11 protein-coding genes and 1 tRNA gene are annotated in these 16815 nt (G+C 56.1%); 6 read left to right on the top strand and 6 right to left on the bottom strand.

The annotated features are described in order from the left end of the window. Positions 1-50: 50 nt before the first annotated feature. Positions 51-983, top strand: coding sequence for an IS5 family transposase (locus K3725_RS17345; protein ID WP_260016512.1), 933 nt, complete (start codon positions 51-53; stop codon positions 981-983). Here K3725_RS17345 and K3725_RS17340 read toward each other — a convergent pair. Next, positions 914-1456 carry a TniQ family protein gene (locus K3725_RS17340; RefSeq protein WP_260018631.1) on the bottom strand — a complete coding sequence of 181 codons (543 nt, stop codon included), beginning with the start codon at positions 1454-1456 and terminating at the stop codon, positions 914-916. The two genes, K3725_RS17345 and K3725_RS17340, sit on opposite strands and share 70 nt — an antisense overlap. Here K3725_RS17340 and K3725_RS17335 point away from each other — a divergent pair. Next, positions 1347-1610 (top strand): hypothetical protein, encoded by a 264-nt coding sequence (locus K3725_RS17335; protein WP_260018653.1) that lies wholly within the window; start codon positions 1347-1349, stop codon positions 1608-1610. The two genes, K3725_RS17340 and K3725_RS17335, sit on opposite strands and share 110 nt — an antisense overlap. Before the next feature lie 757 nt (positions 1611-2367). Here K3725_RS17335 and K3725_RS17330 read toward each other — a convergent pair. From K3725_RS17330 to K3725_RS17315, 4 genes are all read right to left on the bottom strand, one after another. Beyond that, entirely contained in the window at positions 2368-6546 is a 4179-nt protein-coding gene (locus tag K3725_RS17330) for a calcium-binding protein (RefSeq protein ID WP_260016511.1), read from the bottom strand. A 651-nt stretch (positions 6547-7197) separates the two neighbouring features. Beyond that, complete coding sequence (locus K3725_RS17325) at positions 7198-8097, bottom strand: IS3 family transposase (RefSeq protein WP_260016510.1); 900 nt, start codon at positions 8095-8097, stop codon at positions 7198-7200. Further along, positions 8094-8390, bottom strand: coding sequence for a transposase (locus K3725_RS17320; protein ID WP_260016509.1), 297 nt, complete (start codon positions 8388-8390; stop codon positions 8094-8096). Before K3725_RS17320 ends, K3725_RS17325 begins: the two co-directional genes overlap by 4 nt. Before the next feature lie 426 nt (positions 8391-8816). After that, positions 8817-8893, bottom strand: a tRNA-Arg gene (locus tag K3725_RS17315). A 287-nt stretch (positions 8894-9180) separates the two neighbouring features. Here K3725_RS17315 and K3725_RS17310 point away from each other — a divergent pair. Both K3725_RS17310 and K3725_RS17305 read left to right on the top strand, forming a co-directional pair. Further along, positions 9181-9831 (top strand): GNAT family N-acetyltransferase, encoded by a 651-nt coding sequence (locus tag K3725_RS17310; RefSeq protein WP_260016508.1) that lies wholly within the window; start codon positions 9181-9183, stop codon positions 9829-9831. Between the two features lie 84 nt (positions 9832-9915). Beyond that, complete coding sequence (locus K3725_RS17305; RefSeq protein ID WP_260016507.1) at positions 9916-11685, top strand: adenylate/guanylate cyclase domain-containing protein; 1770 nt, start codon at positions 9916-9918, stop codon at positions 11683-11685. A gap of 65 nt (positions 11686-11750) precedes the next feature. On the opposite strand, the gene K3725_RS17300 is transcribed toward K3725_RS17305, so the two are convergent. Beyond that, positions 11751-12620 carry a hypothetical protein gene (locus K3725_RS17300; RefSeq protein ID WP_260016506.1) on the bottom strand — a complete coding sequence of 290 codons (870 nt, stop codon included), beginning with the start codon at positions 12618-12620 and terminating at the stop codon, positions 11751-11753. 387 nt (positions 12621-13007) lie between these two features. Here K3725_RS17300 and K3725_RS17295 point away from each other — a divergent pair, with 387 nt between their 5' ends. Both K3725_RS17295 and K3725_RS17290 read left to right on the top strand, forming a co-directional pair. After that, positions 13008-13976: a carbon-nitrogen hydrolase family protein gene (locus tag K3725_RS17295; RefSeq protein ID WP_260016505.1), complete on the top strand. Its 969-nt coding sequence runs from the start codon at positions 13008-13010 to the stop codon at positions 13974-13976. A 50-nt stretch (positions 13977-14026) separates the two neighbouring features. After that, a complete protein-coding gene (locus K3725_RS17290; protein ID WP_260016504.1) occupies positions 14027-16771 on the top strand; it encodes an aminotransferase class I/II-fold pyridoxal phosphate-dependent enzyme in 2745 nt (914 codons plus the stop codon). Positions 16772-16815: the final 44 nt, after the last annotated feature.

The raw sequence follows: 16815 nt of genomic DNA, 5'->3' as shown, positions 1-16815 counted from the left end.
AAATCGGGTGAGGGATTCATCTCATGAATCCAGCGTGATAGCTGGAGGGCATGAGCAGACCAACACCCCCGACCTACAAGATCAAGAACTGGCGGGCCTATAACGAAGCGCTGAAGCGTCGTGGCTCTCTGACGATCTGGTTCGATCCCGAGATGACGTGGGAGGCCCGGCCGACCGGCAAGAGAGGCCGACAGCCCATCTATAGCGACGCCGCGATCAAGACCTGCCTGACGATGAAGGTGCTGTTCCGTATGGCGCTCAGGCAGACGACCGGCTTCGTGGAAAGTCTCCTGCGATTGAGTGGATTGGACTGGTCGGTACCGGATTTTAGCACGCTTTCACGCCGCCAGAAGTCTCTCGCCGTGAACATCCCGTATCGTGGTTCTGAGGGGCCGCTACACCTGCTGATCGACAGCACTGGGATAAAGGTAGAGGGCGAAGGCGAGTGGAATGCGCGCAAGCACGGTGGCTCGAAACGCCGCGTGTGGCGCAAGGTTCACCTCGGTATCGACGAAAAGACACTGGAAATCCGGGCAGTCGAGTTCACCAGTAGCAACATTGGTGATGCGCCCATGCTGCCGGAACTGCTTAATCAGATCCCGCCCGAGCAGGAGATCGGCAGTGTCACGGCAGATGGCGCCTACGATACGCGCAAGTGCCACGATGCCATCGCCAACCGAGGTGCCAATGCCGTCGTCCCGCCCCGCAAGAACGCCAAGCCCTGGAAACCCGACACCGCAGGCGCGATTGCGCGCAACGAAGCGCTGCGGGCGTCGAAATACCTTGGCCGAGCGCTTTGGCGGAAATGGAGTGGATACCACCGCCGAAGTCGTGCCGAAACCAAGATGCACTGCATGAAACTGCTGGGACAAAGACTGATGGCACGGGATCCTGGAAGTCAGGTTGCCGAGCTTCAGCTCCGTGTTGCGGTCATGAACGGATTCACCGCGCTTGGCATACCCGTCACAGAGGCAGTGGGATAAGTCCGTCTGGGGAAAGGGGAACCTTGGCCCTCAACCGATTTGCGCAACAGAGTCAGCTGCGCCGCAAAGTCTCTGGCGTCCTTGTTGAATTTCTCGGCTGGAAGGCATGCGAGCATGCTGCTGTGTTTAGGGCAGCTCCTGATAGACGAGAATTTCCACTGGAGGCGACGCGGCACACGCCAGGACTCTGCTGCTGACGGCATTTCGGTCCGTATGCACTCCGGGCAGACGCGGATGTGCGAGCGCTGAAAGCTCTGAAGAGAGGCAAATTCATCCCGAAGTCGAAAATGGCCCTTACCGAGGTGGCGGATAGAAACCCGCTCCAGTGCGGTCACGTCACACCCTGCCAGCTGAGCCAATTGCTTGATTGCTACCCTCTCTCCACGAAAGAGCGAGTCGATCGGAAAGGCAATGTCGCCGCAAAACCTCTGCATCGAAATGGCGCCGTTCCTGGCCGCAAGCCGCGACAGCAAGGAAGATGCCGGCTCGCACGCGGCATGTGACACCGTCAGCGGCAACTGCGGGAAGTTCGTTCCGGGAATGGCAGGTAAGCTTTTGACCAAGCGAGGCTTCCGAGATCAGACAAAGGCTGGATTGGCCGGATCTTACGTTCACCAACTCAACTGAGCAACGTCGCTATGATTTCAGGAAACTTCGCCGACTGGGTCAGTTATCTGTCGCAAAAGTCGTTTTTGCACGGCAACTGACATTCATGTCGGGCGACACATAGTTTTTCCTTCCAGGCTCCGCTAAGTCACTGATTTCAGGTCGGTGTAAAACTCGTGGTCGCACCAGTCTTTCCTTTTGCGACTCAAAGGTTTTCCTTCGAATCAAAGAGACATCCATGCCACGCGCGGTGGAAACGGGCTTCCTGCCCATACCAGAAGAGATGAAATTTCGCCGCCTTGCATGCAGCGCGCGGGTGCGCTGCACCGCCAAGTTCATTCCGCCGCATTGCACAAGGAAATGCAGCCATTTCTGCAACCAACTTGCCACCGGAGAACTGCGTCCACTATCCCACCAATGTCCTGACCTTCTACATAAATACCCGGTTCGGGTGAAGCTGATGCTTGACGGTAGTATACTGAACGGTCTGGTCCTCGCCCAGCACCTCAAGCACAACCTTTGCCTTATACAGATCTCAAAAATTCCGGCGCTTTGCCAGTAGATTGGTTTTCTGGAGTCACTTCACACGCTTTTCCGAACAACTTTTTCAGCCCAACCTCACGCCCCCAGGAAGTTGGCAAGTGCTATAGAACAAAAAGGGTCGGGGCCACGCCACATGTTCCACTGCTCCACTTCGATGAATGACCGCTGGGAGGCAGCGGTCATTCAAATGGTTTCTCATGCTAGGAAGCTAGAACGAAAGGAAACTCGGTTGACCTCAGAACAGGAAGTCGTCTTCGGACAGTAGCGCGGCATTAACTCCATGCAGAATTACGGTCCCATGATTAGCAACAGTTATTTGCGCATCACCCGAAGCGTCCGAGATGACAACATCGCCAAACGAAACGCCCTCAATATCGAGCTTCAGCCTGTCGGCCCCATCTTCGAAATCAGTGACTTGATCACTACCGAATTGGTTTCCGAACACAAATGTGTCGACCCCCAGTCCTCCGGTAAGCGTGTCATTGCCTGTGCCACCATCGATTTGGTTGTCGGCATTCGACCCAATCAAGGTGTTATTGCCTGAACCGCCAACAAGGTTCTCAATGTTGGTAACCTGTTCGACAAACCCATCTGAGAAGGTTGCCTTGGATTGAGACAAATCGACGGTGAAATGATTGCTGGAGTATGAGAAATCAAGTGTGTCGATACCTTCTCCGCCGTCGAAGAAGTCATCTCCAATGCTGCCGAACAATGTGTCGTTGCCTGCACCGCCTTGGTGATTGTCGTCACCGTCCCCGCCTTCAAGCTGGTCGTTCCCATTTCCGCCGGAGAGGGTGTCGTTTCCTCTTCCGCCATCAAGGAAATTGTCCGCGTCTGAACCGATGAGGGTGTTATGACCGCGGCCGGCAATCACATTCTCTATATTGAGCACTTGCTCGACGAAGCCGTCCGTAAACACGGCTGTCGATTGGCTAAGATCGATAGTGTAGCCATTGCTGGAATAAGTGAAGTCGAGAGTGTCTGCTCCCTCTCCGCCATCAAACAGATCTGCGCCTGTGTTACCAATGAGATAATCGTCACCGGCCCCGCCATTGTGGGTGTCGGCTCCACTTCCGCCATCAATCCGGTCATTCCCAGCGCCGCCATCGAGATTATCGTCGCCCGAGGTGCCGACAATCGTATCGTCTCCACTATTATCTCCAACCTGATCGCTGATGGACTTGGCAGAAATGTCCGTGAGATCCAGCACGGTGCCGTCAGCGAACTCAATCAGTTCCATGTCTTCCTGATCATTTTCAAAATGATCGGTGACGGTGACGGTCTCGCCATTGCTCAGGGTGATGACCAGGTCCTTGCCCGCATTCTGCGAGAAGGTGACGTCCTCCACATTTACATCGGTGAAGACCAGACGGTCGTCCAATTCCTGGCTGCTGCGGTCGGCAATAACGTCATTGCCATCGCCGAGGCTGTAGAGATACGTGTCTGCGCCGCTTCCGCCGTTTAGAGTGTCATTCCCTTCTCCGCCAAAGAAACGGTCATTCCCATAGCTGCCAAGAACCAGATCATCCCCGGCGCCGTTCTGATCGCTGATCGCCTTCTCTGTTATGGCGGCGAGATCCAGCACGGTGCCGTCAGCGAACTCAATCAGTTCCATGTCTTCCTGATCATTTTCAAAATGATCGGTGACGGTGACGGTCTCGCCATTGCTTAGGGTGATCACCAGATCCTTTCCCGCGTTCTGCGAGAAGGTGACATCATCCACATGCACATCGGTGAAAACCAGGCGGTCGTCCAAGTTCTGGCTGCTGCGGTCCGTGATGACGTCATCGCCGTCGCCAAGGCTGTAGAGATACGTATCTGCGCCGTTTCCGCCATTTAGGGTGTCATTCCCTTCTCCGCCGAAGAAACGATCATTCCCATTACTGCCAAGAACCAGATCATCCCCGCTACCGTTCTGATCGCTTATTGTTTTTGCAGTTATGGCAGCGAGATCCAGCACGGTGCCATCAGCAAATTCAATCAGCTCCATGTCTTCCTGATCATTCTCAAAATGATCGGTGACAGTGACGGTCTCTCCATTGCTTAGGGTGATCACCAGATCCTTTCCCGCGTTCTGCGAGAAGGTGACATCATCCACATGCACATCGGTGAAAACCAGGCGGTCGTCCAAGTTCTGGCTGCTGCGGTCCGTGATGACGTCATCGCCGTCGCCAAGGCTGTAGAGATACGTATCTGCGCCGTTTCCGCCATTTAGGGTGTCATTCCCTTCTCCGCCGAAGAAACGATCATTCCCATTACTGCCAAGAACCAGATCATCCCCGCTACCGTTCTGATCGCTTATTGTTTTTGCAGTTATGGCAGCGAGATCCAGCACGGTGCCATCAGCAAATTCAATCAGCTCCATGTCTTCCTGATCATTCTCAAAATGATCGGTGACAGTGACGGTCTCTCCATTGCTTAGGGTGATCACCAGATCCTTTCCCGCGTTCTGCGAGAAGGTGACATCATCCACATGCACATCGGTGAAAACCAGGCGGTCGTCCAAGTTCTGGCTGCTGCGGTCCGTGATGACGTCATCGCCGTCGCCGAAACGATAGATGTAAATGTTCTCGCCGTTTCCGCCATTCAGCATGTCATCACCGCCCCCCCCGTCAAAAATAACGAAGTTATCGGAACCAGATAGCGAATCGTTACCTTCATGTCCGCGGAGATAAGCTGGGCCATCCGACACGGATAAGATGTTTTCTTCATCATCCCCAGCCACAAACTCGTGGGTTCCGTAGGCGAGGCGAACATAAAATTCATCGCTGAAATCGACACCAGACTCAGGACCCGCGGATAAAACGGCTTCTGTAAATTCAGCCTGAGATGGACCGAAATCAAAGCGAAGCAGTTGCCCAATGGACACTGCTTCAGGCACCGTGATTAAATTCGAGGCTACAAGGTCTGACAGTGCCCGCAAAACTGATGGCAAATCAGTGTTCAGGCTTTGATTGGACGAATTGTAGCCGTCTACGAGAGAAGAAAAACCGCTCATCGGGTGTGAAGTAAAACTTTCTACGATTTCGTCGTATTCCGGGATGGTGTATCCGCCATCAATAACATCCAAAACTGTCGACGCCGCTGCAGACTGAGAAATAAAACGTATCGAGAACCAGTCTCTTTGGTCCTCGTAGATTTGTGTTAACTCTGGTCCGGATGCCTCATCAGGATTGTTTGATCGGAAGACCCGGTCAATTGTTAGAGTGTATTCTTGGCCAAACAGTGCCTCAAGAGCCGCTAGCTGCTGGCCGTTGACATATTCTCCGCGCCCATCTGCATCAGCAGTGTCTGCCCCGGTCCAACTCAGGAAGAAATCATCGAATGCCTCATGGTACTCAGAAATGCGGCCCTGCTCCAAGAGCTCAAGGAGATTTCTCGCCTGTTCACGCAGCCCGGAGTCCTCAGTGAGCGCCACTGCGGTATGCGCGACATTGCCTGTACCGAAAAGCTGAGGGATATGCAGAGCCTCTACATGATACTCGAAATTCGGATCAATGCTGGCAACGCTTCTGTATGGGTCAGTCTCAAAAAATACATCTACCAGAGAACGTTCAGATCCGTCAGAAAAAGTAACAGCGGAAGATTTAGTGACAAGATGCCCTTCTACGGTTTGCTGCGAATCGTTGGTATCTAAGCTAATTGATTCAATTTTCAGTTCTTCAAGAGTGAACAATTCTCCATCATCAGACTCCCCGTCTTGATCAAGGTCGCGCCAAACCTTGAGCTCTCCAAACACTCCGTCCGATGCGTCTATTTTTCCGTCTTCATTTTCATCAAGTGAAGCAAGACTGCTGAAGCCGTCTTCATGGCCATCGGTGTCTCCAAAAAGCTCCGAAACATCGACGATGGCACCATCATCATTTATATCACGAACTAGCAATCCATCGTTAGGCGAAACCCAGCCAGTGTTTTCTGCAAATCCATTGCCATCCAAATCGAAATACACATCCGAAGACCCGAGCGAGCTTAGCTCCACACCATCCCCGTCAAGGTCAATTATTAGGGGGTCTCCTCGGCTGTCATCCGGGTCCCCGTTATCTGTAGGACGCTCACCACCGTCGTCGCTCTTCTCGTCGACAGGGGCGCTGTCGCCTGGGTCCGCTTCATCCGTTTCATCATTAGGCGAGGGCCGGTAATCATCGTCCCATAAATTATGATCGTCTAGGTAGTCGCGAATGGCTTCTGCATTTTCTCGGGTAGTTTGATCGGAGCTGTCCAAATCGTCCAAGACATCGTTATGTATGTCTCTAAGAACCGAGTCCGTGAGGGATTCATGTTCGATGCCGAGATCATCGAGCCTTTCCAGCCCATCGAGTCTTCCGTCAACACTTTCTGCAAGATCCGATTGGTTCTCAATGATCTCATCAAAGCGGTTTGTGGGAGTACCCCCATCAAGGGCTCCATCAGCCACGTTTACGATCGTACCAACCGCTGCGTCCACGCTGCGTTGCAAGGGTCCTAACGGACCAGAGGGTAAATCCATTTTTCCACCTGATATTATAAGGTTAGTGATATAGCCGGAGGATGAAGGATGCATTGAGGCCTTGCAACCATAAAGGCATTGGTAAGCCGCCCAACAAGCCTTAAGGCGTAAAATTGAAGCACGCCGCGTCAACTTGAGACAGCTCTGGCCCCATGAAGTAGTTCCAGAAATCTCCTGCCGCGGGGAACTCGCAGATTTCAGCAAGTGCGGAACATGTCGGAGAAGGATCGCGCACCGACCCTTTGAAAATGGTCTTATAACTGGAATACTGCTTTTTTACGTTAGGCCAGGGTCCGGACGGTACCGCCGCAAGAGCAGTAACAGGTACTATTTCGACAACGGTAGCTAAGGCGCGCACTTGGGGCAGCAACGCATTCCGAGCGCTCACAGATGGAGACAGCGCCCGGGTTTTGCAACTGATGAATGCCTGGGACCGGTGCAACGAATTGCGAACGTCGCCGAACGGGTGTTATGTGCACACCTTTACAGTGTGTCTGAAGGCCCCGCTGCATCGTCCGGCCAGGCATCCAGCCCCTGTTTGGAGTTCGTCCCGATTTCCGGACAGTTTGATTATTGACCCTACGCTGCGCTTTTCCAAGCCATGGTTTCGTATGCTTGCGCGGGGGTTTGGTAGCCGATGGCAGAATGACGTCGCTGGCGATTGTAGAAGACCTCAATGTATTCGAAGATCGCCGCCTTTGCCTGGGCGCGCGTTTTGAAGCGCTCCCGGTGAACCAGTTCCTTTTTCAGTGATTCGAAGAAACTTTCCATTGGAGCGTTATCCAGGCATTCGCCGGTTCGGCTCATTGATTGGATGATCTTCGCGGACCCGAGCAGCGCACGGTATTCGCTGCCAGCGTATTGCACGCCGCGATCCGAATGGTGAATGAGCCCAGGCACCGGACCACGCCGCCCCAGGGCCATGTTCAAGGCATCACAGCACAGTTTGGATCGCAGATGACCGTCCATGGCCCAGCCGACGATTTCACGTGTTGCCATGTCTTTGATGGCGGCGACGTAGAGCCATCCTTCGTCCGTATCGACGTAGGTAATGTCGGCCAGCCAAACCCGGTTTGGAACGGAACAATCGAACTGCTGCTCCAGCAAATTCGGCGATGGTTTCAAAGAGTGATTGCTGTCAGTCGTGCGCGGCTTCCGGCGCTTGCGCAGACGCGGTGAGATACTGTTTTCCTTCATTATTCTGGCGACGCGACGCTCCGAGACTGCCTCGCCATCGGCTTTCAGATCCTGGTGGACCCGCTTTGACCCATATCGTTTTTTGCTTTGAGAAAACGCCGCTTTTATCTTTGGCAGCAACTCGGCGTCCCGGTCGGTACGCAGCTTTTGCCGCTGATCTCGGGTTGGTTGCGACTGAGTAAAACCATAAAACCAACTGCGGCCGATCCCCAGAATGCGACAGAGCAGGGAAATGGGATAAAGAGCCTTATGGGCAGCGACAAAGGCATGTTTCGCAGTCATGTCTTCGCTGCCCTTGAGGCGAAAAAAGCGGAAGCTTTCTCAAGGATTTCATTTTCCACCTTCAAACGTTTGTTTTCCTTCCGTAGACGATCCAGTTCCGCCGCATCCGCCTGCTGCCTGCGCAGTGCCGCCATTGATCCCGCCGCTTCGATCTCCAAGCGCCACGTCTTCAATTGCGAGCTCGTCACTCCAAGCTCCTTGGCAACACCACCTTGTGTAGCACCAGGCTTATAAAGCCGACCAACCGCTGCGGCTTTGAATTCATCTGTGAACGTCCGTCTCGTTTGTCCCATTCCATGCTCCTTTCCTGGACAGGGGTAAATTACCCTGGTGTCCGGCAACAGGGACGAAGTTCACCCCCCTGCCCCGGCATTTTCCGTTTGATTGGTCCGCCTGCCATCCGGCCGGCAATCTGAACACGGGTTCTGATGCCGCTGCGCGTCAGCCTCCACGGAGAAATCCGGTTCCTCCCGCGCCAGGCGCGGGTCCCTCCCAATTTCACCGCTCCGGCCCCGTGTGTCAGATCACCGCCCGGCCGCAGTCCGGGCTGCGCCCACCCTGCTTTGCCCTCCGGAAGACACGAGGTCTTCCGAAGTGAAAATCAGGGAAGGCTTCGCCACTGGCGGAACAGGAGGCGCGAGCGGGAATGTTGGAGACACGAAAAAGGAAAGGTTCTGTCGCAAATGGCAAAACTATGTGTCGCCCGACAATTCAGGAAGTGGCGGACCGAGGAGGATTCGAACCCCCGACCCCTTGATTCGTAGTCAAGTACTCTATCCAGCTGAGCTATCGGTCCACTGCGGCGGGGTTTAATCTTACCGCCGTAGGGCCGCAACCCCAAAAAGATGGCGCTTGCAACAAATTTGGCGTTTCTCGGCTCCCTTCACGCCTAACCTGCAAGGGGAAGCCTGAAAGCTAGTAGCCCATAGAGGGTTACTCGGTGATCCTGGAAGAGAAGTCTTTGCAAACATGCCTGCAGTGAACGTCCCAAGCACGGAAGGAATGTGGTATTGTCGGGCGGGGACTCGTCCTCAGGGTGCAAGGGGCCGTTTCGGGATCCGCAAGCAAAGAGGAGGAAAGCAAATGCTGCAGGGGCAGTCCGCAGCTTTTTGGCTCCGGCCGCTTGAGAAAGGCGACTTTGCCACGATGGCCGCCTGGTTTCATAATGTTGCCGATCTGGCCCGCTTTGACCGTTCTGCCCGGGCCCCTTTCAATTCTGAAGGCATGGATGCTTCATGGGGGCAAGCTGCAGAGGCAGCCAAGGACCCCGGCAGATACTGGTTTGCCATCACATCGGAAACCGGCGAGCTTTGCGGAATAACCGGACTGGAAAGCATCTCCTCTGTTAACCGCGATGCTGTCATCGCACTGTTCATAGAGGAAAGCCGCCGGCGGCAAGGTCTCGGTATACGTTCCATGGCGCTGGTTTTGGACTTTGCATTCCGGCAGATCGGGCTAAATCGCGTTACATCCTACTATCGGGCCGACAACCCGAGCAGCCGGCAAATGACATCACGGGCCGGGTTCGCAACTGAAGGCACCATGCGGGAGGCCTGGTATGCGGACGGCCGGTATTATGACATGATCTGCGTGGGGTTACTGCGCGGCGAATGGAACACTTGCCGCACGGCCCTCGCACGGGAGCTCGACGGCTCCTGCACAGCCCGGTTCCGCGGATCAGGAAGCTCCGGCTGGGCTTGGCCGCCAGGCCCGCAGGACCCGCCAGACAGCTAAACAGTTTCGGTCTGCCTGGCATCACACAGCACCGGATCCGGCACACAGCCGGCTTCAGCCAATCTCACGAGGGGAGGACAGCTTGTGAGCGGCCAAGACAAGGAGAACCATGTCCGGCGTCAGCTTGGGGCGGTGCTGTTTGCCGATGTAGTCGGCTATGCCCGGCTGATGGGCAATGACGAGATTGACACTTACAGCGCGCTGAAGTCCTTACTGGAGCAGCTGGAAGCCGCGTGTAAGCTTCATGACGGGCAGGTTGTTGCAGTCCGGGGCGATGGCGTCCTGGCCTTGTTCGAAACCGCTACTGACGCGGTCAAATTCGGGGTGGAGCTGCACCGGATCGCCGACCAGAACAACCGCAGCCGTGCAGAGGATCAGCAGCTGCGGTTCCGGGCAGGAGTCCACATGGGTGAAATCCTGGTCGATGATCGTGGCATTCACGGCGACAACGTCAATATTGCCGCCCGGTTGCAGGAAATAGCCGAACCGGGCCGTGTCTATGTCAGCGCCTCTGTCTATGAGCAAATCCGTAACCGGCTGCGCTTCGGTTTCGAATTCCTGGGTCCGCGGCGGCTCAAGAATATTGCGGAACCGGTCCCGGCTTATTGCGTCCGCAGCGAAATTGAGGGGGCGGCGATGGCAGCCACCTTGCGTCCGGCCAATCAGCCAGTGCCGCCGCTGCAGCCAGACATTCCCTCGGTTGCAGTGCTGCCCTTCACCAGCCTAGGCGGAGACCCCTCTGACAGCTGGTTTGCCGACGGGCTGACCGAAGACATCATCCTGAACCTGTCCAAATTCAAAAACCTTTTTGTCATAGCCCGCAACTCCGCCTTTTTCTTCAAGGCGGGAACGATGCCGCCCCAGGATGCGGCCCGTGAGCTTGGCGTTCGCTATGTCGCGCGGGGCAGCGTACGGCGGGCGGCCTCCCGGATCCGCATCGCGATTGAGCTGATTGACGCGGATTCCGGCCGCACTATCTGGGGGGAGCGTTACGACCGGGATATCGATGATATATTTGCCATACAGGACGAAGTCACCGACGCCGTTGTTGCAGCCACCGCGGTGCTGATCGAAGCACAGGAGCGCAAGCGGATGTCACAAACAGCTCCGGCCGACCTTGCCGCTTATGGTTATGTTCTGCGCGGCCAGCAGTATATTTTCCGCTATACACGGCAGGACAATCACGAAGCGCAAACGCTTTACGAGAGGGCATTGGCACGCGATCAGGACTATGCCCGGGCGTCGGCAGCCATTTCCCGCACAATGAATATCGATTGGCGGTATTCCTGGGCCAAGGATGCAGACCACGCGCTGGACACGGCCCTGAGTTTTGCACAAAGGGCGGTGGAGCTGGATCCGACTGATGCCCGCGGTTTTGGCGAATTGGGCTTTGTGCACCTGTACCGCAAGGAGCATGACGCTGCGATCGGCGCCTACCGGCGCGCGCTCGCGCTGAACCCGAATGACGCCGATCTGCTGTCCGACTACGCGGATGCGCTGGCTCACTCCGGTGACAATGAAGCTGCTATCGGCAACCTGCAGCAGGCGATGCGGCTCAACCCCTACTTCCCGGATCAATACCTGTGGCACCTGGGGGGCGCCTATTACAATCTTAAAGAATATGAAGCGGTTATCGACACGCTGACCAAGATGAACAACCCGACGGAGGGCCAGCGCATGCTGGCCGCAAGCTATGCCCAGCTGGGCAAGATTGAGCTGGCGAAAGACATGGCCGCGAAGCACCGCGAGGCCCATCCGAACTTTTCACTGGACCGCTGGGCGAAGGTGCAGCCAGACCGTCTGGAAGAAGACACCCAGCATTTTGTGGAAGGGTTGAAGAAAGCGGGGTTCTGAAACTGAAATGCGGCGCAGGCTTTTTGAGCCGCGCCGCAGGGTTTCCAACTGTTCGGTCAAGCGGTTCAGTCGCCGGAGCCGCGGGCCTTCGCCCCGCTGACCTTCGCACCGCTCACCTTGGCGCCGCTGACCTTCGCACCGCTGACTTTGGCGCCGCTCACCTTGGCCCCGCTGACCTTCGCACCGCTAATGTCAGGTCCACCACCGAAATAGACATCCAATAGTATCTGCTCCAGCATGCCCGTCATCACATCAAAGCGGATTGAGTAGTCGGCCTTGTCATAGTCCCAGACCATAATGTCGTTTGCGAACTGATACTCGGCTGAGGCAACCCCGGTAACGGAAGGGTTCAGAGGAGCACGAGACACCTGGACTTCGGTTTTATCAGGTAGTTTGCCCGTAGCGCTCTCGCCATCCCCGTGCACAAGGAAAATGGCCGGCTCCGGCAGTTCGAAATACGTGCCTTCGTACGAAAAGCCATAAATGCGCGCGAGCTTGGCATCCGGGCCGAACTGGCCTTTCAAGAAGTTGTTCTTGCCCCGTCCGCGAGGCGGTTTAAACTCCTTGAAGATTTGCTTGTTGGGTTCTTTTCTCTGAATCCAAGTTGTTCCCCCGAGCTCCTCTCCTTCCGAAACGGAAACACTTTTTCCTTTTTCAATTGTTTGACGGCTTCCGAGCTGGAAGCCCTGTCCTTGGGCCGCGGCAGCCTGATAGATTCCGTTTTCCTTTGAGCCGTTTAGGCGCACCAAAACCTTGTCGTTCAAAGCAAGATCGACCCCGTCCACTTCGCTGACGTTTTTGGTCAGGTCCAGGCTTGCGTCAGTAGCCAGGCGAACATTTTCTTCATCGTCCGCGTCCGCGGCCTTTATCTGCAGATCACTCAGGGGACGTCCAAACAGCAGCACTTCGGAAAAACTCAGCAGAGACTCGGCCACAACACATACTCCCGTGGCTATGGAAACAACATCAGAAGACCTTTCTGCAACGGGCCGGTAGCGAAACTCGCTGTACCAGCTCCCGCGACACTCTCCCTCAGGGTGAAAGTATCACAAAAAGGATAGAAATTATAGGTGATAAGCGTTCAAGGCCGAAAACCTCTAATCCTGTGCCGCTTGCTGGCGAACTGTGAAAAGGGGCAGGATTTGAACGCTGGGCCTAGCGGCGCTAGTTTCAAGCGGCCAACCGGCAGAGTTCGAGCGCAGGCTGATACAGTGGAACTTTTCTCCGACTGTCCTACCCGGGGGAACGGGGAAACGCCCTAGCCAAGGGCGCAGACGGTACATAGACTGGTTGCAACAAAGACTGTTGGAGTTCCCGCTAATATGACACCTTTCGCTATTGCTGGTGTTCAGATGCATGTCTCTGCGCTTCACTCGAATGTCGAAGCCATGCGTCACCGAATTGAGATCTTGATGGCCCGGTTTCCCTGGACGCAGATGGTTCTGTTTTCCGAACTTGCGCCCTACGGGCCGTTGGATCAATTCGCGCAACCCTTTCCCAACGATGCATTGCAGCAGTTTCAGGAAGACGCGCGCCGCTTTGGCATCTGGCTGATCCCGGGCTCCATGTTCGAAAAAACCGAAGACGGCCGGATCCTGAACACATCTGTCGTTATCAATCCGGAAGGTGAGATTGTCGCCAAGTACTCCAAGATGTTTCCGTTCCGACCGTATGAGGCCGGAATATCTGCGGGCACTGAGTTTTGCGTATTCGACGTGCCAGGGGTGGGCCGGTTCGGACTGTCGATTTGCTATGACATCTGGTTTCCGGAAACCACGCGTCAGCTGACCAGCCAGGGGGTGGAAGTGCTGCTGCACCCGGTACTGACCGGTACAACTGACCGGGAGGCGGAGATCGCCATCGCGCGAGCCACCGCAGCGCAGTTCCAATGTTATGTATTTGATGTGAACGGGCTGAGCGCCGGCGGTGTTGGGCGTTCGCTTGTGGTGGACCCGTCGGCCACCGTGCTGCACCAGTCTGCGGGGCAGGAGGATATGTTCCCGATCGAGATAGATCTGGATCAGGTTCGGCGCCAGCGCGAAACCGGGCTCAAAGGGCTGGGGCAGGTATTGAAGAGCTTCCGCGACCGGGATGCGGAGTTCACTGTTTACGACCGGACCAGCGGGGCAGATGCCTACCTGAAAACGCTGGGGCCGCTTGAGACGCCAGGTCAGGGATCGCAGCGCGGGCTGCAGGCGTCCGACCCGCGCAGCTCGATTGAGAATTTTGAGCAGACGTTACATTCGCCGCATCAATTTTCCGTTTTTCCTGGAAAAACGGGTTCTGATTAACCGGACTGGAAGGCGGCGCAGGTCCTGACGCGACAGAAAGGAGGCAGGTTTTGAACTTGCAGCCGCAAAGGAAGGCTTTGCCGTCGATCCGGGATTATTACAGTGCAACCCAGCTGCGGGCGGACAGATGGAGCTCGCTGCGTGAGACTGCCGAAGGGCTGGCCCGGAAGCGTCAGGAAGGGCGCCAGAGCGAGAAGCTGATGGCCGCGGCAGAGCATCTGTTCGATGTGCTGGCTCCGATTGAACGCTATTGGGCGTTTCCAGGCATTCATGCATTCGAGCATTTGCGCAGGCTGCTGCAGCACGGCAATTTGGAAGATCTGGCGGTTTCGGTGCGCCGTATCGCACGGGCGCTGACATCTGGCGCTTACCGGCGGCGGTCTATTCCGCTCTCTTCGGATGAGATCGACAACGAAGACTACGAGGATGAAGCGTCGCTCGCGCCTGAAGCGCGGGCGCTGGGGCGACCCTATTTCGAAGTGCTTATTGTCGACGACGTGTCGGAATCGCAGGAGCGGTTCCTGCGGCAGAACCTGCTGCGGATGCGGCGGATTGAAGACCCGTTCATTTATGAGCCGGTGATTGTGCCGTCGCTGGAGGATGCGCTGATTGGCATCCTGTTCAATCACAATGTGCAAGCCGTGGTGGTGCGCCCCGGGCTGTCTCTGAAGTCCAAGATAGAGCTGCCGATACTTAACCAGTATCTGACTCGCGTCAGCGAGGAGGAGTCTGTCGACTCGATTGACCCGCACCAATACGGTCCGGAGGCCTGCCGTCTGATCGAGAAGATCCGGCCTGAACTGGATGCCTATCTGGTCACCGACCGTTCCGCAGAGGACATCGCCGGGCTGGACCTAGGCCGCTGCCGCCGGGTGTTCTACAATCAGGAGGACTTCCAAGAGCTGCATCTGAACATCCTCCGCGGGGTGGACCGCCGCTATAAATCGCCGTTCTTCACCGCGCTCAAGGAATACTCGAAACAGCCCACTGGCGTGTTTCACGCGATGCCGATCAGCCGGGGCAAGTCGATCAGCCGCTCGCACTGGATTCAGGACATGGGCGCGTTTTACGGTTCCAACATCTTCCTGGCGGAAACATCGGCGACCTCCGGCGGGCTCGACAGCCTGCTGGAGCCGCGCGGCCCGATTAAGGAAGCCCAGGACATGGCGGCACGGGCCTTTGGCGCAAAACATACGTTCTTTGCCACCAACGGCACCTCGACCTGCAACAAGATCGTGGTGCAGTCGGTGGTCCGTCCTGGCGACATCGTGCTCGTTGATCGCGACTGCCACAAATCGCACCATTACGGGATGGTGCTGGCGGGTGCCAGCGTGGCCTATATGGACAGCTATCCTCTGCATGAGCATTCGATGTACGGTGCGGTGCCCCTGCGCGAAATCAAGCACACGCTTTTGCGGCTGAAGGCGGCGGGCAAGCTGGATCGGGTCCGGATGGTGCTGCTGACCAACTGCACTTTCGACGGCATCGTCTACAATGTGCGGCGGGTGATGGAGGAATGCCTGGCCATCAAAAAAGATCTGATTTTCCTGTGGGACGAGGCATGGTTTGCCTTTGCCCGCTTTGACCCGACCTATCGTCAGCGTACCGCCATGGGGGTCGCCAACACGCTGCGGGAGACACTGCGCACCCCGGATACAGCGCAGGCCTGGGCCGCACAGCAGGAAATGATGAAGGACGTGGATGAGGAGACATGGCTGAACACCCGGCTAGTGCCGCCGCCTGATGCGCGGGTGCGGGTCTATGCTACCCAGTCCACCCACAAGACCCTGACCTCGCTGCGGCAGGGGTCGATGATCCATGTGAATGATCAGGACTTCAAGGGCGAGGTGGAGCAGGCATTCCACGAAGCCTATATGACCCATACTTCAACCTCGCCGAACTACCAGATTATTGCCTCACTCGATGTCGGGCGGCGGCAGGTGGAGCTGGAGGGGTTCGAATTTGTCCAAAAGCAGATTGAAAGCGCGATGTCGATCCGCCGGGCGGTCTCTGAACACCCGCTGCTGAACAAGTATTTCAAGGTGCTGACTGCGGGCGACATGATCCCGGAGCAGTTCCGTGAAAGCGGGGTGGAGGCCTATTACGATCCAGATCACGGCTGGGTCGACAAGTGGTCGATGTGGAGCCAGGACGAGTTTGTGCTCGACCCGACCCGCGTTACCTTGGCAGTGGGGGGCACTGGCTGGGATGGCGACACCTTCAAAACCAAGATCCTGATGGACAAATACGGGATCCAGATCAACAAGACCTCGCGCAATACCGTGCTGTTTATGACCAATATCGGCACCACCCGGTCTTCGGTCGCCTATCTGATCGAGGTGCTGGTGGAGATCGCCAACGATCTGGACGAGCTTTTGGACGATGCCTCTAAGATGGAGCGTAGGTCCTTTGACAACCGGGTGTCTGCGCTGGTGGAGCATGTGCCGCCGCTGCCGGATTTCAGCCGGTTCCACGATGCTTTCCGGGCTGGCAAGGACACGCCGGAGGGCGATATCCGCACCGCCTTCTTTCTCGCCTACAACGAGGACAATTGCGATTACATCCCGACGGATGACAGCTTGATGAAGCGGCTGGAGGCAGGGGAGGAACTGGTCTCCTCCAGCTTCGTCATTCCTTACCCGCCCGGTTTTCCGATTCTGGTGCCAGGCCAAGTCATCAGTCCAGAGATCCTGTCCTTCATGCGTGCACTTGATGTGAGTGAAATCCACGGGTTCCGCGCCGACCTGGGCCTGCGCGTTTTCACCAAGGAGGCTCTGAAGTCCGTCAAGAAATAGACGACCTCCAAGATACAGAAATCCAACGATAAATTGAATTCACT

It is taken from the genome of Leisingera sp. S132 (genome assembly GCF_025144465.1).
In the GTDB taxonomy this organism is placed as follows: domain Bacteria; phylum Pseudomonadota; class Alphaproteobacteria; order Rhodobacterales; family Rhodobacteraceae; genus Leisingera.
The sequence above is the reverse complement of the archived record's forward strand: the minus strand, read 5'-3'. Positions and strand labels throughout refer to the sequence as shown.